Source organism: Microbispora oryzae, from assembly GCF_017896165.1.
Lineage (GTDB): Bacteria > Actinomycetota > Actinomycetes > Streptosporangiales > Streptosporangiaceae > Microbispora > Microbispora oryzae.
Genome location: NZ_JAFCNB010000004.1, coordinates 232,999 through 252,053, shown reverse-complemented (window position 1 = coordinate 252,053; position 19,055 = coordinate 232,999). Strand labels below are relative to the sequence as shown.

The 19,055-nt window shown below is 71.4% G+C and carries 17 protein-coding genes; 11 read left to right on the top strand and 6 right to left on the bottom strand.

Annotated elements, in window-relative coordinates; genetic code table 11:
- The first annotated feature begins 251 nt into the window (after nucleotides 1-251).
- The 6 genes from JOL79_RS09825 to JOL79_RS09800 all read left to right on the top strand — a co-directional run bounded on the left by JOL79_RS09825 (nucleotide 252) and on the right by JOL79_RS09800 (nucleotide 7,992).
- Nucleotides 252-1,604 carry an ABC transporter substrate-binding protein gene (locus JOL79_RS09825; RefSeq protein ID WP_210155407.1) on the top strand — a complete coding sequence of 451 codons (1,353 nt, stop codon included), beginning with the start codon at nucleotides 252-254 and terminating at the stop codon, nucleotides 1,602-1,604.
- An 84-nt stretch (nucleotides 1,605-1,688) separates the two neighbouring features.
- Complete coding sequence (locus JOL79_RS09820) at nucleotides 1,689-2,663, top strand: carbohydrate ABC transporter permease (RefSeq protein WP_210155406.1); 975 nt, start codon at nucleotides 1,689-1,691, stop codon at nucleotides 2,661-2,663.
- Nucleotides 2,660-3,553 carry a carbohydrate ABC transporter permease gene (locus JOL79_RS09815; RefSeq protein WP_210155405.1) on the top strand — a complete coding sequence of 298 codons (894 nt, stop codon included), beginning with the start codon at nucleotides 2,660-2,662 and terminating at the stop codon, nucleotides 3,551-3,553. Before JOL79_RS09820 ends, JOL79_RS09815 begins: the two co-directional genes overlap by 4 nt.
- A 41-nt stretch (nucleotides 3,554-3,594) precedes the next feature.
- The gene (locus JOL79_RS09810) at nucleotides 3,595-4,986 is read left to right on the top strand and encodes a GH1 family beta-glucosidase (protein WP_210155576.1); all 1,392 of its coding nucleotides are present in this window, start codon (nucleotides 3,595-3,597) and stop codon (nucleotides 4,984-4,986) included.
- Nucleotides 4,987-5,018: 32 nt separating this feature from the next.
- Nucleotides 5,019-6,038, top strand: a complete 1,020-nt coding sequence (locus tag JOL79_RS09805) for a LacI family DNA-binding transcriptional regulator (RefSeq protein WP_210155404.1) — start codon at nucleotides 5,019-5,021, stop codon at nucleotides 6,036-6,038.
- 58 nt (nucleotides 6,039-6,096) lie between these two features.
- On the top strand, nucleotides 6,097-7,992 hold the full coding sequence (locus tag JOL79_RS09800) for an AfsR/SARP family transcriptional regulator (protein ID WP_307848478.1): 1,896 nt from the start codon (nucleotides 6,097-6,099) through the stop codon (nucleotides 7,990-7,992).
- 78 nt (nucleotides 7,993-8,070) lie between these two features.
- Here the strand turns inward: JOL79_RS09800 and JOL79_RS09795 are convergent, their stop codons facing one another.
- The 5 genes from JOL79_RS09795 to JOL79_RS09775 all read right to left on the bottom strand — a co-directional run bounded on the left by JOL79_RS09795 (nucleotide 8,071) and on the right by JOL79_RS09775 (nucleotide 11,744).
- Nucleotides 8,071-8,253: a hypothetical protein gene (locus JOL79_RS09795; RefSeq protein ID WP_210155402.1), complete on the bottom strand. Its 183-nt coding sequence runs from the start codon at nucleotides 8,251-8,253 to the stop codon at nucleotides 8,071-8,073.
- A 98-nt stretch (nucleotides 8,254-8,351) separates the two neighbouring features.
- Nucleotides 8,352-8,798, bottom strand: a complete 447-nt coding sequence (locus tag JOL79_RS09790) for a S26 family signal peptidase (protein ID WP_210155401.1) — start codon at nucleotides 8,796-8,798, stop codon at nucleotides 8,352-8,354.
- Nucleotides 8,795-10,636: an ABC transporter ATP-binding protein gene (locus tag JOL79_RS09785; RefSeq protein ID WP_307848443.1), complete on the bottom strand. Its 1,842-nt coding sequence runs from the start codon at nucleotides 10,634-10,636 to the stop codon at nucleotides 8,795-8,797. Before JOL79_RS09785 ends, JOL79_RS09790 begins: the two co-directional genes overlap by 4 nt.
- Nucleotides 10,637-10,638: 2 nt before the next feature.
- On the bottom strand, nucleotides 10,639-11,181 hold the full coding sequence (locus JOL79_RS09780) for a TlpA family protein disulfide reductase (protein ID WP_210155400.1): 543 nt from the start codon (nucleotides 11,179-11,181) through the stop codon (nucleotides 10,639-10,641).
- Nucleotides 11,182-11,219: 38 nt separating this feature from the next.
- The gene (locus JOL79_RS09775) at nucleotides 11,220-11,744 is read right to left on the bottom strand and encodes a MauE/DoxX family redox-associated membrane protein (RefSeq protein WP_210155399.1); all 525 of its coding nucleotides are present in this window, start codon (nucleotides 11,742-11,744) and stop codon (nucleotides 11,220-11,222) included.
- Nucleotides 11,745-12,197: 453 nt separating this feature from the next.
- Here JOL79_RS09775 and JOL79_RS09770 point away from each other — a divergent pair, with 453 nt between their 5' ends.
- The 3 genes from JOL79_RS09770 to JOL79_RS09760 all read left to right on the top strand — a co-directional run bounded on the left by JOL79_RS09770 (nucleotide 12,198) and on the right by JOL79_RS09760 (nucleotide 15,977).
- Nucleotides 12,198-13,517, top strand: a complete 1,320-nt coding sequence (locus tag JOL79_RS09770) for a GH1 family beta-glucosidase (RefSeq protein ID WP_210155398.1) — start codon at nucleotides 12,198-12,200, stop codon at nucleotides 13,515-13,517.
- Nucleotides 13,518-14,053: 536 nt separating this feature from the next.
- Nucleotides 14,054-14,950: an aldose 1-epimerase family protein gene (locus tag JOL79_RS09765; protein ID WP_210155397.1), complete on the top strand. Its 897-nt coding sequence runs from the start codon at nucleotides 14,054-14,056 to the stop codon at nucleotides 14,948-14,950.
- A 1-nt stretch (nucleotide 14,951) separates the two neighbouring features.
- The gene (locus JOL79_RS09760) at nucleotides 14,952-15,977 is read left to right on the top strand and encodes a phosphotransferase family protein (RefSeq protein WP_210155396.1); all 1,026 of its coding nucleotides are present in this window, start codon (nucleotides 14,952-14,954) and stop codon (nucleotides 15,975-15,977) included.
- Nucleotides 15,978-16,088: 111 nt separating this feature from the next.
- Here JOL79_RS09760 and JOL79_RS09755 read toward each other — a convergent pair whose 3' ends face one another.
- Complete coding sequence (locus JOL79_RS09755) at nucleotides 16,089-16,265, bottom strand: hypothetical protein (protein WP_210155395.1); 177 nt, start codon at nucleotides 16,263-16,265, stop codon at nucleotides 16,089-16,091.
- Between the two features lie 124 nt (nucleotides 16,266-16,389).
- Between JOL79_RS09755 and JOL79_RS09750 the strand changes: the two genes are divergently transcribed.
- A complete protein-coding gene (locus JOL79_RS09750; RefSeq protein WP_210155394.1) occupies nucleotides 16,390-17,622 on the top strand; it encodes an FAD-dependent oxidoreductase in 1,233 nt (410 codons plus the stop codon).
- A 39-nt stretch (nucleotides 17,623-17,661) separates the two neighbouring features.
- A complete protein-coding gene (locus JOL79_RS09745; protein ID WP_210155393.1) occupies nucleotides 17,662-18,996 on the top strand; it encodes a class II 3-deoxy-7-phosphoheptulonate synthase in 1,335 nt (444 codons plus the stop codon).
- The last annotated feature ends 59 nt before the right edge of the window (nucleotides 18,997-19,055 follow it).

The following is a 19,055-nucleotide window of genomic DNA, read 5'->3' as shown; positions in this document are numbered from 1 at the left end:
CTATGCAATTGGGAGCGCTCCCAAGCACCTTATGTACCGTAACGTACCTTTTTGGACCCCTAACCACGGCAGGAGTAACAGTTAGGTTTCGGCATATTGACGCCCGCGTTGCTCATAGAGGACCCTTCGTGGGAGCGCTCCCAACGTGCTGCGCACCATCGAAGCATCACCATCACGGGCCGTGGAGTCGGGGACCGGCCTGGGATATCACCTCCCATGAACTTCGGGATACCACCTGAGAGGGGTCCGGAATGATTCACAACTCGCGCCGGGGCAGGATGCTGGCGATCGCCGCTGTGGCGACGCTGGCGCTCGGCGTCACCGCGGCCTGTTCCTCGTCGGACAACAGTGGCGGGTCGTCGGCGTCAGGCGGGTCCTCGGCCGCGGCCGAGCCGATCACGATCACCGTGCAGACCTTCGGCGGCGGCAAGAACTTCGGTTACAAGGAGGCGGTCGACAAGTGGAACGCCTCCCACACCGACATCAAGATCAAGAATGACAACCTGACGGACCAGTTCGAGCAGGTCTACTGGCCGCAGATGATCCAGTGGCTGCAGTCCGGCGCGGGCGCCGGCGACGTGGTCGGCATCGACGAGGGCGGCATGGGCCTCGCCAAGGCGCACCCGGAGTGGTGGGCGGACCTCGGCGAGCTCGGCCTGCAGAACCGCAAGTCCGACTTCGCCGACTGGAAGTGGCAGAACGGTGTCACCGCCGACGGCAAGCTGTTCGGCCTCGGCACCGACATCGGCGGCATGAGCCTGTGCTACCGCAAGGACCTGTTCGAGAAGGCCGGCCTGCCCTCCGACCGTGACGAGGTCAGCAAGCTCTGGCCCACCTGGGACGACTTCGTCAAGGTCGGCGAGAAGTTCCAGAGCAAGGTCAAGGACACCAAGTTCGTCGACGGCACCAACACCCTCTACAACGTGGTCCTGGTGCAGGAGGCCGCCAAGAACGGCAACGTCTCCTACTTCGACACGAGCAACAACCTGATCGTCGACAAGAACCCGGCGGTCAAGTCGGCCTACGACTTCGCGGTCAAGATCAGCCAGGACGGCCTCACCGCCAAGCTGCGCAACTTCACCGACGAGTGGAAGACGGGCATGAAGAAGTCGCAGTTCGCGACTCTCGGCTGCCCCTCCTGGATGCTCGGCGTGGTGAGCGGTGACGACGCCGCCGGACCGGAGCTCAAGGGCAAGTGGGACGTCGCGGCGGTGCCCGGCGGCGGCGGCAACTGGGGCGGTTCCTGGCTCGCGGTGCCCAAGCAGTCGAAGCACCCCAAGGAGGCCGCGCAGGTCCTCGACTACCTGACCGGCAAGGACGCGCAGGTCAGCGTCTTCACCTACGCCGGCAACATGCCGAGCAACACCCAGGCTCAGCAGGACCCGGCGGTGCAGAGCACCAAGAACGAGTACTTCAACAACGCGCCGATCGGTGACATCTTCGCCAAGTCGGCCTCCTCGCTCCAGCCGGTCTTCCTCGGCGTCAAGCACGCCCAGGTCAAGAACGCCGTCGAGTCGGTCATCTCGGCCCTCGACGACGGTTCCGTCCCGTACGCGCAGGCCTGGCAGAAGCTCGTCGACGACGCCGTGAAGGCGGCGGGCTGACCTCAGGTCCGCAAGTCGACACCGGTCCGCCGCAGCGGCACCCCGCCGGCGGACCGGTCGCCTGCTTTCGCTGAAAGGTAACGCATGAGCCTGCACGTCGGCGCGGGGCCGACGACACGGAGCCCCGCACCTCCCCCACGGAGGCACAGCCGCACGCGAACGAGCCGCTCCTTCCTGTCCTGGCTGGACCTGAAGGCCGCGCCCTACTTCCTCATCTCTCCCTACTACCTGCTCTTCCTGCTGTTCGGGCTCTTCCCGCTCGGCTTCACGCTGTACTACTCGCTGTTCGACTACGACCTGACCGGCACCGTGAAGTGGGCGGGCCTGGGCAACTTCGCCTCGCTGCTCGACGACTCCGCGTTCTGGAACGCCGTCGTCAACACGCTGGGCATGTTCGTGATCGCGACAGTGCCGCAGCTCCTCCTCGCACTGCTGCTCGCCAACGCACTCAACAAGCGCATCAGGGGCCGCCTGTTCGTCCGCCTCGGCGTGCTGCTCCCCCTCGTCACGTCGGTCGTCGCGGTCGCCGTGGTCTTCACCCAGCTCTTCGGCCGTGACTGGGGTCTGGTCAACTGGGTGCTCGGCTGGTTCGGCGCCGATCCCGTGAGCTGGAAGACCGAGCGCCTGCCGTCCTGGCTGGCCATCTCCAGCATGATCGACTGGCGGTGGACCGGCTACAACGCGATCATCTTCCTCGCCGGCATGCAGACGATCCCGAAGGACCTGTACGAGGCGGCGGCCATCGACGGGGCCTCGCGACGGCGCCAGTTCTGGCAGATCACGATCCCGATGCTGCGACCCACCATGATCTTCGTGGTGCTGAACTCGACCATCGGCGGTCTCACCCTCTTCGCCGAGCCGACCACGTTCTACAACGGCAACGTCCACGGCGGCACGAACAGCCAGTTCCAGACCGTGTCGATGTTCATCGTGGAGCAGGGCTTCCGCGAGTTCGACTACGGCTACGCATCGGCGGCCGCGTGGCTGCTGTTCCTGATGATCCTCGTCGGATCTCTCATCAACTTCATGCTCATCCGCCGGATCGGGGGCAACAAGTGACCACGCTCTCGGCGCCCGCCGACACCCGGGGACGGCGGGCGGCCTCGCGGCACGGGGCCCTCAGCCTGTGGACGGCCACGCCGTTCACGAGGATCGTCCTGATCGCGACCCTCATCATCTCGGCCTTCCCGCTGTACTGGATGCTGGTCATCGCGTCCAGGTCCAACCGGGATGCGACGGACATCCCGCCGCCCTTCCTCCCCGGCGGCAACCTGGGCGAGAACATCCGGCGCGTGCTGTCGAACCCCGACGCGCACTACCTGACGGGTCTCACCAACTCGGTGATCGTCGCGTCGACGGTGACCATCTCGGTCGTGCTGATCTCGACCTTCGCGGGATTCGCGTTCGCCCGGCTGCGCTTCAAAGGCGGGCGGATCCTCCTGCTGATCGTCCTGCTCACCATGATGGTCCCGCTGCAGCAGATGGGCATCGTGCCCCTCTACCGGGTGATGGTGAGCCTCGAGTGGGTCGGCACCCTCAAGGCGGTCATCCTGCCATACCTGCTGAACGGCTTCGGCGTCTTCCTGATGACGCAGTACACCGAGCAGGCCGTGCCCAACGAGCTCGTCGAGGCGGCCCGGGTCGACGGCGCCAGCACCCTGCGGATCTGGTGGAACGTCGTCCTGCCGGCCGTGCGGCCGGGCATGGCGGTGCTGGGCATCAACACCTTCATGCTCATCTGGAACGACTTCATGTGGCCCATGATCGTTCTCACCCCGGACAACCCGACCGTGCAGGTGGCCATCAACTCCCTCAACGCGAAGTACGGCACGGACTACGTGCTCATCTTCAGCGGCACGGCGATGTCCATCCTCCCGCTCATCGTCGTATTCATCGTGTTCGGCCGACAGATCATCGGCGGACTCATGGAAGGTGCAGTCAAGGCGTGACAACGCAAGGCACACGACCCGAGACAGAGATCCCCAGCCAGATGTTCCCCACCGGGTTCGTCTGGGGAGCCGCGACGTCCGCGTACCAGATCGAGGGTTCCCTCGCGACGGACGGCCGCGGCACCTCGATCTGGGACACCTTCTGCCGCCGCCCCGGTCGTATCGTCGAGGGACACGACGCCGAGGTCGCGATCGACCACTACAACCGCTACCGGGACGACGTCCGGCTGATGGCCGACCTCGGCCTGACGGCCTACCGGTTCTCGGTCTCCTGGCCGCGTATCCAGCCGGACGGCTCCGGCGCGTACAACGCGAAGGGCCTCGACTTCTACAAGCGGCTGGTGGACGAGCTGCTCAGCTACGGCATCGACCCCTGGCTGACCCTCTACCACTGGGACCTCCCGCAGGCGCTCGAAGACGCGGGCGGCTGGCCCGCACGTGACACGTCGAAGCGCTTCGCCGACTTCGCCGCCACGGTGCACGCCGAGCTCGCCGACCGCGTCACCAACTGGAGCACGGTGAACGAGCCGTGGTGCGCGGCGTTCCTCGGCTACGCCTCCGGTGAGCACGCGCCCGGCCGGCGCGAGCCGGAGGCCGCCCTGCGCGCCGCCCATCACCTCAACCTCGCCCACGGGCTTGCCGTGCAGGCGATGCGCGCGCAGAACCGGAACACCCGTATCGGCGGGTGCGTCAACCTCTACGCGATCTCCCCGGCGACCGGCAGCGAGGCCGACCGGGACGCGGCCCGCCGTATCGACGGCATGCAGAACCGCTTCTTCCTCGACGCGATCCTCAAGGGCGAATACCCCGAGGACGTGCTGACCGACCTGAGCGACGTCTCCGACATGGGCTTCGTGCGGGACGGCGACCTCGCGACGATCGCCGCGCCGCTCGACATGCTGCTGATCAACTACTACAGCCGGTTCACGGTGTCCGGGGCGCCGGGCGGGGCGCTGTCGGCCGCCGCCGCCCCGACCGACTCCGGCTCCCCGTGGGTGGGCAGCGAGCACATCGGCTTCGTCAACGGAGGCCGTCCCGTCACCGCCATGGGCTGGGAGATCGACGACTCCGGTCTGTACGAGGTGCTGACGCGGCTGCACGAGGAGTACCCGTCGCTGCCGCTCTACATCTCGGAGAACGGCGCCGCGTTCGACGACGTGCTCGAGGAGGACGGCACGATCCACGACCCCGAGCGGGCCTCGTACATCGAGGCGCACCTGCGCGTGTGCCACGCGGCCATCGACGCGGGCGTGCCGCTGCGCGGCTACTTCGCGTGGTCTCTCATGGACAACTTCGAGTGGGCGTGGGGCTACGGAAAGCGGTTCGGCCTGGTCTACGTCGACTACGAGAGCCAGGTGCGCACCCTGAAATCGAGCGCTCTGTGGTACGCGGACACGATCAGGCACGGCGGCCTGATGAGTCGGGCACAATAAGCAGCGCAGACGCGATAAGGGGGCAAGTTCATATGAACGGGGACCGCCGTTCCGGGGGGCGCCCGACTCTTGAAGCGGTCGCCGCCCGCGCCGGGGTCGGCCGCGGCACCGTCTCGCGCGTGATCAACGGTTCACCCAAGGTGAGCGACCGGGCGCGAGACGCTGTGCTGCTCGCCATCGAAGAGCTCGGCTACGTGCCCAACCGGGCGGCGCGCACCCTTGTCACGAACCGGACCGACACCATCGCCCTGGTGGTGTCGGAGTCCGAGCAGCGCGTGTTCGACGAGCCGTACTTCGCGGGCCTGATCCGCGGCATCGGCTCCGCGCTGTCGGAGACGGGCCTGCAGCTCATCCTCACCATGGCGCAGAACAGGCTGGAGCACGACCGGCTCGAGCTCTACCTGACCGGGCAGCACGTGGACGGTGTCCTGCTGACCTCGGTCCACGGCGCCGACCCGCTGCCAGGACGCCTGGAGGAGATGGGCGTGCCCACGGTGCTGGGTGGCCGTCCGGTCGGCCTGAACCCCTACAGCTTCGTCGACATGGACAACCGGGCCGGCGCCCGGCAGGCGGTCAAGTATCTGGTCTCCAAGGGCCGGACACGGATCGCCACGATCGCCGGCCCCCAGGACATGGGCGTGGGTGTCGACCGTCTCGCCGGATACCGTGACGCGCTGCTCGCGACGGGGATGACCGAACTCGTCGTCTACGGCGACTTCTCCGAGGAGAGCGGCTCGGCCGCGATGCGGGAGCTGCTGGAGCGGCACCCCGACCTCGACGCCGTGTTCACCGCCTCCGACCCGATGGCGGTCGGCGCGCTGCGCGTGCTGAAGGAGCTCGGCAAGGTGGTCCCGGACGACGTCGCGATCATCGGGTTCGAGGACTCCAAGGTCGCCCTGCACACCGATCCCCAGCTGACCAGCGTGCACCAGCCGACGGAGGCCATGGGCCGCCAGATGGTGCAGCTGCTGATCGCCCGGATCAACGGCGAGCCGCTGGAGCAGCCGGTCGTCATCCTCGACACCCACCTGGTCATCCGCGCCTCCGCCTGAGCTCGTCCACGGCACCGCGGCACCGGAAGGAGCACTCGCCACGAGGGCGGGAAGATCGATACGACCACGGTTCGCCCTGCTCGGACCGGTCGAGGCGCGGCGCGACGGCAGGCCGATCCCGCTGGGCTCCGCCAAGCAGCGGGCCCTGCTGACCGCCCTGCTCCTCGACGGCAACCGGGTGGTCTCGCTGGACCGGCTGATGACCGCGGTGTGGGACGAGGATCCGCCGCGCTCGGCGGTGGCCAACGTGCGCACCTACGTCAACCGGTTGCGCGACGCCCTCGGCCTGTCCGGCCGGCTGACCGCGCGGCCGCCCGGCTACCTGCTCACGGTAGACCAGGGCGAGCTCGACGTCGTGGAGTTCGCCGAGGCGCTGCGGCGCGGCAGGGAGGCGGTGGCGGACGGGCGTCCGGAGGAGGCGCTCGGCCACCTGTCCCCCGCCCTGGCCCTGTGGCGGGGGGCGCCAGCGGAGGACGTCCCCCGGACGCGGGCGCTGACGCCGCGCCTGGACGCCCTCTCCGAGCAGCGCTGCCTGGCCCTGGAGACCGTGGCGGAGGCCCGTCTCATGCTGGGCGAGCACGAGGAGGCGGTGGCGGAGCTCCGCGACATGACGGCCGCCCATCCGACCAGGGAACGGCTGTGGGGCCGCCTCATGCTCGCCCTCTACCGGACGGGGGACGTCGCCGCCGCGCTCACCGCGTACGGCAGGGCGCGGGAACTGCTCGCCGACGAGCTGGGCGTGGAGCCGGGCCCCGAACTGGCCACCCTGCATCTGGCCATCCTCAACCGGGACCCCGCGCTCGGTTTCACCCGGGCCGCGCGCCGCCCGCCCCCGCCCCCCGCGGGTGTCACGCGAGTCGCGGGCGGCACGGGTGGCAGCGGCGGCGCGAACGGCACTGGCCGCGTGACCCTGACCGCGGCCCTGACCGCGACGCGGACCGGCGCCGGGCGCCTCGTGGGCCGGGACAGAGAGCTCCAGAAGATCCTTTCGGCGCTCGGCGAGGTGGCCGGCGGTCCCCGTGTGGTGGCGCTCGACGGCCCGGCCGGGGTGGGCAAGTCGGCCCTGGCGAGAGAGGCCGCGCGGATCGCGGACTTCCCCGACGGCGTGATCCACGTCGACCTGCGTGAGCCGCCCGGGCTCGGCCCGCCCGACCCGTACGACGCCGTCCGCCGGGCGCTGGCGGCGGCCGGCCCGCCCGGCGACGGGGCGGATCCCGGCATGGAGCGGGCGACGGGCCGGCTGCGGGCGGCGCTGGCCGGGCGCCGCGTCCTCGTGCTTCTCGACAACGCGGTGGACGAGCGGCAGGTGCGTCCCGTCCTGGAGGCGTCCGCTGGGTGCCGGGTTCTGATCACCAGCCGCGTGGTGCCGGCCGCGCTCGACGACGTCGCGCATGTGGCGGTGGCCCCGCTCGGCGACGAGGACGCGGCCGAGCTCCTGCTGGGGCTGTGCGACCGCGGCCGGGGCGACATCCGGCAGGCGAAGCGGGTGGTCAGGTTCTGCGACAACCTCCCGCTGGCCCTGATGATCGCGGGCAAGCGGCTCGCGGTGCGGCGGGAGTGGACGCTGGGCGCGTTCGCGGACATGCTCGCCGACGAGGACCAGCGGCTCGACCTGCTCACCTGCGGGGACCTGTCGGTCCGGGCGGCGATCGGCGCCGACTACCGGGTCCTGTCGCGCGGCGAGAGCGCGGCCGACGCGCACGCTCTCGAATTGTTCCGGCTCATGGGCGCCCGCGGCACGGCCGACTGCGGCCCGGGGACCGCCGCCCGCCTCCTGGGCTGCGACCCGCGGTCCGCCTCGGCGGCGCTCGGCCGGCTGGCCGACCTCCGGCTCCTGGAGCCGCTCACCCTGAGCCGCCTGGCCACCCTCTGCCTTGTCGGGCCGCTCACCGTCGACCACTACCGGATGAGCGGCCTCACCCGCCTGTACGCCCGGGAGATCGCCCGCGGATGACGACCTTCCCGGGGCGTACCGGGAGACAGGGCGCGCCCCGATCCTTCCGCGCGCCCTGTCATCGGCCATTCGCCGGGATCAGCCGCAGTAGTAGTAGAACCCACTGCAGTAGACGCCTCCCGGGACCTCGGCTCCCGTGCAGCAGGTGCGAACCCAGCAGGCTCCCCTGTAGTCGCTGCTACAACTGATGGCCCCGGCCCTGACGGTGGGGACCAGCCGGGCCACCATGCGGTCGGCCAGGCCGCGGATACCTCTTGTCATCATGTCCTCCTTCTGTCTTCGCCCCTTGTCCCGGACGCTACGAGGACCGCCGACGACCGGCATACCGCGCCGATACACGCCCGCCTGTACGGCCGCGGTCAGAGCGCCATCCGCCGCAGGACCACGCCCCTGACCCTGTCCAACGGCAGGAAGCCCCATTGGCGCGAGTCCGTGCTCTCGGCGGGGTTGTCGCCGAGCACGAGCAGCCGCCCGGGCGGCACCCGCGCCTCGCTGAAGGACTCGAACCCGGGAGGGACCGGGTCGCCCGCCACCGCCACCGCCCGCTTCACGATGAGGATCTTCCCCGAGGACTCCAGCCCCGCCCCCGGTCCGACTCCGGCGAGCACCACGACGTCCCCCGGCCGGATCCGGGCGGGGTCCCGGCGCCGCACCAGGACCCGGTCACCCGCCCGCAGGGCCGGCTCCATGCTGCGCCCGTAGATCTCCACGACGAGCAGGACGCGCCGAGCCGACATCGCGACCGCCCCGGTCACGGCGGCCGCCGTGACCGCGGTGATCGCCACGGCCGCCGGCAGGGAGGTCATCGGGGCTCCGGCAGGCGCTCGGGGCGGTAGCCCTCGGCCTGCAGGCCGAACAGGTGAGCGTACAGACCGCCGCGGGCCATCAGCCCGTCGTGGGTCCCGCGCTCGGCGACCCGGCCGCCGTTGAGGACCACCACCTCGTCGGCGTCGCGTACGGCCCCGAGGCGGTGTGAGATCAGCAGGCTGGTCCGCCCCCGTCTGTGCTCCCGGAGCCCACGGTGGATCTCGTGCTCCGCCTCGGCGTCCAGGCCCGAGCTGGGCTCGTCCAGGATCAGCAGGTCGCGCTCGCCGCGCAGGTAGGCCCGGGCGAGCGCGAGCCGCTGCCACTGCCCGCCCGACAGGTGGACGCCGCTGTCGCCGGCGCCGTCCTCGCCCTGCTCCCAGAAGATCCGCGACAGCAGGGTGTCGTAGCCGCGGGGCAGCGCCGCGACGCTCGGGTGCGCCCCGGCCCGCCGGGCCGCGTCCTCGATCCGGGCCCGGTCGCCCATAGCGTCGAGGTCGCCCAGGCCGATGTTCTCGGCCGCCGTCATGTCGTACTGCATGTAGTCCTGGAAGACGGCGCCGATCCGGGCGCGGAGCCCGGCCGGATCCAGCTCCCTGATGTCGACGCCGTCCCACAGGACGGCCCCTCGCTCCGGGTCGTACATCCGGCACAGCAGTTTGACCAGGGTGCTCTTGCCCGCGCCGTTCCGCCCGACGACCGCCAGGGCCCGGCCGCAGGTGATCGTGAGGTCGAGTCCCCGCAGCGCCCAGTCGTGGCCGGGCGAGTAGCGGAACCACACGTCCCTGAACTCGACGCCCCGGCGCAGCGGGGCCGGGGCGCGCGGTGCGGGCGGGACCGTCAGGTCGGGGGGCGCGCCCACCACCGCGAGGTAGTGGCCGAACAGCAGCATCTGCTGGTGGCCGGCCACCAGCTCCGCGATCATGCCGGTGGCCGCGCCCTGGACGCCGGCGACGGCCGCCACGAAGAGCGACACGTCTCCGATGCCGCCCTTTCCGCCGGCCGCCGAGACGAGGACCCACAGCAGGCCGGCTCCCGTGGCGAGCGCGGCGGGGACCGCGGTGAGCACCTGCGCCACCAGCTCCCGCCGGTCGGTCCTGCTCCGCTCCGCGTTGACCGCCCGCCGCTGCCCGCCGACGAGCCGGCGCAGATGGGCCGTGGCCCCGAACAACCGGAGCTCCTTGGCCGCCTGCACGTTGAGCAGCAGCTCGCCGAAGAACAGCTCCCGGCGCTCGGCCGGGCCGATCCGCCACAGCATCGCGGCGCGGCGGCGCGACAGCCCCAGCTCGGCGAACAGGGACGGCGCCGTCGCGACGACCACCGCCAGCGCCGTCCACACGTTGATCGTCAGCAGGGACACGAGGAATCCCGCCCCGGTCAGCGTCGCCCTGACGACGCCGAGGGTGGCCGAGACGAGCAGCGCGGGGGTGATCCCGCCGTGCTGCTGAGCGAGCCGGATCCGGTCCAGGAATTCGGGATTCTCGAACCGGGCGAGCCCGACGAACCGCTCGGTCGCCCGGAACAGGCGATCCTGCGCGACCAGGCTCGCCCGGCGGCCGATCTCGTCCCGCACGTACTGCGTGGCCTGCGGCACGAGTGCCGACAGCAGCGCGCACACCGCGAGCGCGACCCCCAGCAGGACGACTCTCCGCACGCCGGCACCGCCCGTGTCGAGGTCGTCGAGGACGAGCTTCGTCCCCCACGCCGCGACCAGGGGGACGGCCGCGGACGTCGCGCTGAGAACGACGAAGAAGAAGGTGTGCCACCTGGCCGCGGTCCACGCCAGCGCGAGCGCCGCGGCGGCGCCGCGCAGGCCGCGGGCGCCGCCGCTCTCCGCCACGTTCACGCGGTCGCGGGCGCGTCGTCGAGGACGTCGAGCGTGACTCCGCTGGCCAGCACGGTGCCGCCGGCGCCCAGGAGGGCGAAGGACGGGAATCCGCGCACCCGCAGCGCACGCGACACACCGGTGCCTGGCGGCTCGATCACCACGCGCGCGACTCCCACGAGGGCGTCCCGTTCCGCGGCCACCTCGGGCTCGGTGCCGGTGAGGACGGCGAGGACGTGTTCACGCCCGCCGGGGAAGGCGCGGGCGCGCTCGGCGAACAGCGGAAGACGCTCCGCGCATGCCGGGCAGCCCGGCGAGAACACCCCGACCAGGGCCGGGACCGGCAGCGTCGCGTCGGAGATCTCCACCCCGCCGACGGTGACCGCGGAGAACGGGCCCACCGTGCCGCCGGGGGCCATGACCGGGTCGTCCTGCGGCCGGGTGGAGCCGGACAGGAGCTCGGAGTGCACGCGCAGCCGCCGGATCACGCCGACCGTGAGCAGCAGGTCGGTGAGGCACACGGCGGCGAGCAGGGCGACGAGGGCGATCAGGAAGGGCATGAGATCTCCGGTCGTGACGGGTGGCGAGCGGGGCCGGCTCAGGGTGAGCCGGTGAACAGACCGGCGATCTCAGCCGCGTGCACGACCAGGAGCGCCGCCGACGCGGCGGCGAGGGCGGCGACCGCCAGCCCGGGCGCGGCGAGCGCCTCCGGCCCCCCGGCCGTGAGGCTCAGCAGGCCGCCGGAGGCCGCCACGGCCAGGAGCAGCAGGTCGCGGGCCAGATCGACCGGGCCGATGGGCACGGAGGACGCGCCGAAGCACTGGCAGGACGGCCGTGCCCCCCGGCGGAGCGCGAACGCGATCCCCACGGTGAATCCGGCGAGCAGCACGCACGCCACACCGAAGCCGAGAGGGACGGCCGGTCCCCAGGCCAGCAGCGGGGCCACCGCGACCTCTCCTCCCGCCACGGCCGCCGCGAGCGGTCCGGAGGGCAGTCCGGGGGCGAGGCCCGCGGTCGCCGCCCGGAACCGCGCGTACGCGTCACGGCCGCGCAGCTTTCCGGCGGCCGAGACGACGAAGACGATCCCTGTCAGCAGCCGTAACGCGACGAGCAGGTAGCCCATGTCCCTCCACGGTCGGGCGGAAGCGCGTGCGGGCGACGCTAGTGGGGGCGGGCGGGGGCGGCGTACACGCGGCCTACACGCTCCGATGTACGCCTCCGGCGGCGGAAACGCTCCCACTGAAACGATCGGGCGCATGCCCCGAAACATTCACGGAAGCGGGCCCCGCATAGCCGCGCCTCCACCGCGTCCACCTGGGGCGACACGATGTCACCGACAGGCGAGACCGCCCAAACGGCGTCGGGGGTGTTGACAGCGGCACATGCCGTTCCTACAGTCTTGGGAGCGCTCCCACCGGCATGCGTCCGCCCAGGAGGCCATCGTGCTCGAGACCCGGGTCTCCGCGTTCACCCGAACGCCGCGGAGCCCGAGGCCGCGGTACGACGTGGCCGTGCCGTCCCACGCGGCTCACCGGCGAGCCGGCGAGACACCCCGGACGCCACATAAAGGAGACTCATGAACGCCCTGCGGTTCCCGGACGACTTCGTGTGGGGTGCGGCGACCTCCGCCTACCAGGTGGAGGGCGCCACGGCGGAGGACGGACGGGGCCCATCCGTCTGGGACACGTTCTCGGCCACCCCCGGCAAGGTCCAGAACGGTGACACCGGTGAGCCCGGCGCCGACCAGTACCACCGGTACGGCGAGGACGTGGAACTGATGGCCGACCTCGGCCTCGGCAGCTACCGCTTCTCGATCTCCTGGCCGCGCGTGCAGCCCACGGGTGCCGGCAAGCCCAACCAGAAGGGGCTCGACTACTACCGGCGGCTGGTGGAGTCGCTGCTGGAGCGGGGCATCCGGCCGGCGACGACGCTCTTCCACTGGGACCTCCCGCAGGCGCTCCAGGACCTGGGCGGCTGGGAGAACCGCGACACCGCCTTCCGTTTCGCCGACTACGCCGAGATCGTGTTCGACGCCCTGCACGTGCGCGACTGGCTCACCATCAACGAGCCCAAGACGGTCGTCGACTGCGGGTACCGGTTCGGCACGCACGCGCCTGGGGTCGAGGACGACGCGCGGGCCTTCGTGGTCTGCCACCACCTGCTGCTCGCCCACGGGCTGGCGTCCCGGGTCCTGCACGAGCGGCATCCCGGACGGCGGATCGGGCCGGCCCTGAACCTCCACCCCACCTACCCGGCCGACGACAGCCCCGAGGCGCACGAGGCCGCCCGGTGGCGTGACGGCCTGGAGAACCGCCTCTACCTCGACCCGATCTTCCTGGGCCGCTACCCCGAGGACACGCTGGACTGGATCTCCGAGCGCGGCCCCATGCGCGACCACATCCGCGAGGGCGACCTGGCCGCGATCAGCGAGCCCGTCGACCTGCTCGGCGTGCAGTACTACACGCCGATCTTCGTGGACGGGGCCGGGGAGCGCGTCTTCCTCCACCCGCGGACGCAGGCGGAGTGGCTGGAGGTCTACCCGGAGGGGATGTACGACATCCTGGTCCGTCTCACCGCCGACTATCCCAAGGTGCCGATCGTCATCACCGAGAACGGCCTGCCCACCCTCGACGCCCCCGGGCCGGACGGGCGGGTGCGGGACGAGGGCCGGATCTCCTATCTGCGCGACCACCTGACGGCCGTGCACCGCGCCATGAAGGCCGGCACCGCCGTGGAGGGATACCACGTCTGGTCGCTGCTCGACAATTTCGAGTGGGCCGAGGGATACACCCAGCGATTCGGCATCGTTTATGTCGACTACCCGACCCAGCGGCGTATTCCGAAGGACAGCGCTCTGTGGTACCGCGACGTCGTCAAAAGCGGCGAGTTGCGGTGACCCGCGCCCGGACCTGAGCCGGGGGGCTCCGCGCCGCGCGGCACCCCCCCGCTCCCCCGTGGTGTCATCCTCGCGGAAACCCCAGGTGTCATCCCTGTAGGAGGTCCGTGGGAAGACCGGCGTGCCCATGGGAAGGCCGTGGCAAGTCCGGGAGAAGGCCGCAGGGAAGGCCGGGTGAAAGTCCGCGGAGAGAGCCGCGCCTCGGGTCTTCGGCGTGCGCGGGGTCCGGCACGGCCGGCGCATGCTGGGAAATGAAAGTTTCATTCCGGCCGATGGGGCCAGAGCCGTTTTCGCGCTGTTTTTCGGCATTCCCATTCCTCTGGAACGGTCATTTAATGGATGCCGGGCCCCGCGTTCCAGATATTCGCTGACACGGTTGACGCTCGGGGCGCGAAGTCGTAATTTACCGGCGTTGGGAGCGCTCCCACCCCATCCGGGCCGGTGTCGATCACATCGGTGAGCTGGGCTAAAGTCCCTGTTACATGGCGAAATCAGCCAATTTTTTGTGATGGCACGTCCGAGCGAGAGGACTCCCCGTGCCCAATCTGACGCTTCTCGGCGGCCCCTACGAGGCCGTGGCCAGCGAGTTCGGCGGCGCCCTGCGCGTGCTCCGGCACGGCGGCCGCGACCTGGTGACGAGCTGGCCGGAAGGTGGCCCGATCCCCCTCTACAGTGGCGTCATGCTGGCCCCGTGGCCCAACCGGGTCGTGGGTGGCGCGTACGTCTTCGCCGGCGAGCGCCGGCGGCTGCCGGTGAACGAGCCCGACCGCGGCCACGCCCTGCACGGTCTCGTCGCCGACCGCGCCTGGGAGTGCGCGGAGGTGCTGTCGGTCGAGGACGAGCACGGGCACGTCCGGCTGACGACCACCGTCGAGCCGACCGAGGGGTACCCGTTCCGGGTCGCCCTGGAGGTGCGGCACGCGCTGTCCGCCGACGGGCTCACCACCACGCTGACCGCCCAGAACATCGGCGACTCCCCGGCGCCGTACGGCTGCGGGCCCCACCCGTGGCTGCTGGCCGGCCCCGACGTCCGCGAGTACGAGCTGGAGCTGCCCGCCTCGCGGGTGCTGCTCACCGACGAGTCCCTGGCCCCCGTCGAGTCGGTCGCCGTGGACGGCACCCCCTACGACTTCCGCGCGCCGCGCCGGATCGGCGAGACGGCGATCGATCACGCGTACACCGAGGTCGAGACCGGCCGGGTGCGGGTGCGCGGCCCCGAGGGCGGGGTCGAGATCAGCTGGGACGCCACGGCGATGCCGTGGGTCCAGGTGTGCACCGGCACCGGCCTCGGCCACCGTGGTCTCGCGGTCGAGCCGATGACCTGCCCGCCCGACGCGTTCAACTCGGGCACCGACCTGATCGTCCTGCAGCCGGGAGACAAGCACGAGGCGACCTGGACCATCGCGGCCCTCGGCGCGGCGGGGGAAGGCTGACTTGGACAGCAGGACCAAGCGGCGGCTGTCGTCCGCCCAGCTCGACGCGCTCGCCCTGGACGCGGTCGGAGCCGGAGTGGTGAACGCCGAGGAACTGACCGACGGCTTCGCCAACGCCGTGTGGCGGCTCGACCTGGAGGACGGACGCCAGGTCGTGCTCAAGGCCGGGCCGCCGCCCGGCCTGCGCCTGCTGAACTACGAGCGGCATCTGCTGCGGACCGAGGCCATGGTCTACCACCTGGCCGCGCCCACCGGTCTGCCGATGCCCTCGCTGATCCACGCGGGATTCGACGACCCGCTGCTCGAAGGCGACTACCTGATCCTCTCGGCGCTCGAGGGCGTTCCCTGGAACCGCACCGAGCTGACGCCGTCCGAGAACGCCTCACTCCGGTCGGAGCTGGGCGGTCACCTCGCGGCGTTGCACTCGGTCTCCGCGTCCGACGTCTTCGGCTACCCGTACGCGGGGCTGACCGGCCGGAGCTGGCGGGAGGCCTTCCTCGTCATGATCGGCGCGATGCTCGACGACGCGGTGCGCTACAACACGCCGCTGCCGGCGTCGATCGTGGAGATCGCCGGCCTGGTCCACCGGAACGCGGACGCGCTCGACGGGGTTCCGGTCCCCGCGCTCGTGCACTTCGACATCTGGCCGGGCAACGTCTTCCTGACGGCCCCCGGGCGGAACGGCCGGCGGATCGAGGCGGTGATCGACCACGAGAGGGCCTTCTGGGGCGACCCGCTGGCCGACTTCGTCACGCCAACACTTTTCGGGGAGCTGCGCGACGACGACCCGATCCTCACCGGCTACCGCGCGGCGGGCGGCGTCATCGAGCTCACCGGCACCGACATGGTCAAGATGGCCCTCTACCGGGTCTATCTCTACCTGGTCATGCTCGTGGAGAACGGCCCCCGGCAGTATCCGGAGGAGTCGTACGCCCGCGTGCGCGACCTCTCGACCCGGGCGCTCGCGCGCTCCCTCGACGTCCTGCGCGCCCCGCCCGCCCGCCTGGAGGCCGGAGCCGGGATCTGAGGACCGCACACCCACCCCGTCCTGCCCGCCGCCCCGCACGCACGCGGACGCGGCTCACGGGGCGCTCCGGCGCCGTCCCCGCCCGAAGTGGGGGGCGGCGGCCCCGGTGAGTCAGGCGTCCAGCGTCAGCGACGGAGATCCGCACCCGTTGCCGGTGTGCGGCTCGTCGTCGGCCACGGCCGCGACCGCGGCGGGCGCTCCGACGGTGAGCGACGTCACGAGCGAAAGAGCCAGCACGGCCGCCGGAAGGCGGAGCAGTGCCCGGCGGCCGGAAACGTCACCACGCATGACGAACCCCCAGAGTCCACAGCAGTGATCACCACGGTAGCGCCGGGACCCCGAGGGCGGAAGGCCCAAACCCGCCGTCGGGTCGCCGGAGGGCCCGTGAGATAATTTCAGCGGGTGATGAATTATGCGGACGACATGTGTGATCGCGGGCGGCGGGCCCGCGGGAGCCGTACTCGGCCTGATCCTCGCCCGGGCGGGCGTGGACGTGACCCTTCTGGAGAAGCACGCAGACTTCCTGCGCGACTTCCGGGGTGACACCATCCACCCCTCGACGCTGCAGGTGCTCGACGAGCTCGGGCTGGCCGCCGCGTTCCACCGGCTGCCGCACCGGAAGGCGGACACCCTGTGGCTGCACACCGACGAGAGCCGGATCACGCCGATCGCCGACCTGCGCGGGCTGCACGGGAAGTACCGGTACATCGCCTTCGTGCCGCAGTGGGACTTCCTCGACCTCGTCACGTCGGAGGCGAGCGCGTATCCGAACTTCAGGCTCCTGATGAACGCCGAGGTCACCGGGCTGCTGTGGGAGGACGGCACGGTGCGGGGCGTCCGCTACCGCGACCACCGCGACCCGCACGGCGCCGAGCACGAGATCCACGCGGTGCTCACCGTGGGCGCCGACGGGCGCGGCTCAGACGTGCGGCGGCTGGCCGGGCTGCGGCCGCGGGAGTTCGGCGCGCCGATGGACGCCGTCTGGTTCCGGCTCCCCCGCTCGGCGGGCGACCCGGACGAATGGGTCCTGCGGGTGTCACGGGGCGCCCTCATGGTCGCGATCAACCGGGAGACGTACTGGCAGCTCGCCTACGTCATCCCGAAGGGCGATTTCGCCCGGCTCCGGCGGCGCGGCGTCGGGGCGTTCCGCGCGGGCGTCGCCCGGCTGCTGCCGTTCGTCGAGGACCGGCTGGAGACGCTGGGCGGCTTCGACGAGGTCGGGGTGCTCCAGGTGGCGCTGAACCGCCTCCGCCGCTGGCACCTGCCGGGCCTGCTGCTCATCGGGGACGCGGCGCACGCGATGTCACCGGTCTTCGGGGTGGGCATCAACCTGGCGGTCCAGGACGCGGTGGCCGCGGCCAACATCGTCGGCCCGGCCCTGCGGCACGGCGCCGCGCCCGAGGCGCTGCTGGCCCGGGTCCAGCGCCGCCGGGCGCCGGCGACGGCGATCACCCAGACGGCGCAGCGGATCGTGCAGGACGCGCTGATCGGCCGGGCGCTGCGGGCCCGGTCGTCTCGGCTGGCCGCCGTGCTGGCCGGGCTGCCGCCGGTGCGCCTGGCGACCCGCCGGTTGGTCGGACTCGGCGTCCTGCCCGAGCACGTGCGGCTGCCCCGGGTGAGGCGATCTCAACACGTGGACACGTGAGAGGTGACAAGCCCACCTGGTGCAATAACCTTGGATCCCGTGAGCGTATCCAACCTCGACACGTGGCGTGACCTGCCCGCCGCCCAGCAGCCGGACTGGCCGGACCGGGGCGAGCTCGACAAGGTCGTGGCCGAGCTGCAGACGCTGCCCCCGCTGGTCTTCGCCGGCGAGTGCGACCAGCTCAAGGGTGCCATGGCCGCCGTCGCGAGGGGCGAGGCATTCGTCCTGCAGGGCGGCGACTGCGCGGAGACCTTCGCCGGAGCCACCGCCGAGAACGTGCGCAACAAGCTCAAGACGCTGCTCCAGATGGCGATCGTGCTCACGTACGCGGGGCGCGTCCCCGTCGTCAAGATCGGTCGTGTGGCCGGGCAGTTCGCCAAGCCGCGCTCCAAGCCCAACGAGACCCGCGACGGCGTCGAGCTGCCGGCCTACCGGGGCGACATGGTCAACGGCTTCGACTTCACGCCCGAGGCCCGCCGCCCCGACCCGGCTCGGCTGCTGCGCGCGTACCACTCCTCGGCGGTCACGCTGAATCTCGCCCGCGCGTTCACCAAGGGCGGCTACGCCGACCTGCGCCAGGTCCACGCGTGGAACCAGGACTTCGTGGCCGAGTCGCCCGCCGGCCGGCGCTACGAGCAGCTCGCCCGCGAGATCGACCAGGCGCTCGCCTTCATGCGGGCCTGTGGCGCCGAGCCCGAGGAGTTCCACACCGTCGAGTTCTACTCGTCGCACGAGGCGCTCATCCTCGACTACGACCGGGCACTCACCCGGATCGACTCCCGCACGGGCCTGCCGTACGACGTGTCGGCGCACATGGTCTGGATCGGCGAGCGGACCCGTCAGCTCGACGGGGCCCACGTGGAGTTCTTCAGCCGGATCCGCAACCCGATCGGCGTGAAGCTGGGCCCGACCACCACGCCCGAAGAGGCCATCGCGCTGATCGAGAAGCTCAACCCGGACAACGAGCCGGGCAGGCTGACCTTCATCAGCCGGATGGGCGCGGGCAGGGTGCGTGACGCGCTGCCGACGCTGGTGGAGAAGGTCCGGGCCAGCGGGGCCAACGTCGCCTGGATCTGCGACCCCATGCACGGCAACACGTTCGAGGCGCCGAGCGGGCACAAGACCCGCCGCCTTGACGACGTGCTCGACGAGGTGGCCGGATTCTTCGAGGTCCACCACGCCCTCGGCACCCACCCGGGCGGCATCCACATCGAGTTCACCGGCGACGACGTCACCGAGTGCGTGGGCGGCGGCCACGAGATCGCCGAGTCGGATCTGGCCCTGCGCTACGAGACGGCCTGCGACCCGCGGCTCAACCGCGGCCAGTCACTGGACCTGGCGTTCCAGGTCGCGGAGCTCTACCGCTCCAGCTGAGACTCCCGTCCGTTCTCCGGCCGTCTCCGGCGCCCAGTCGTCCCGGGCGCCGGGCACGG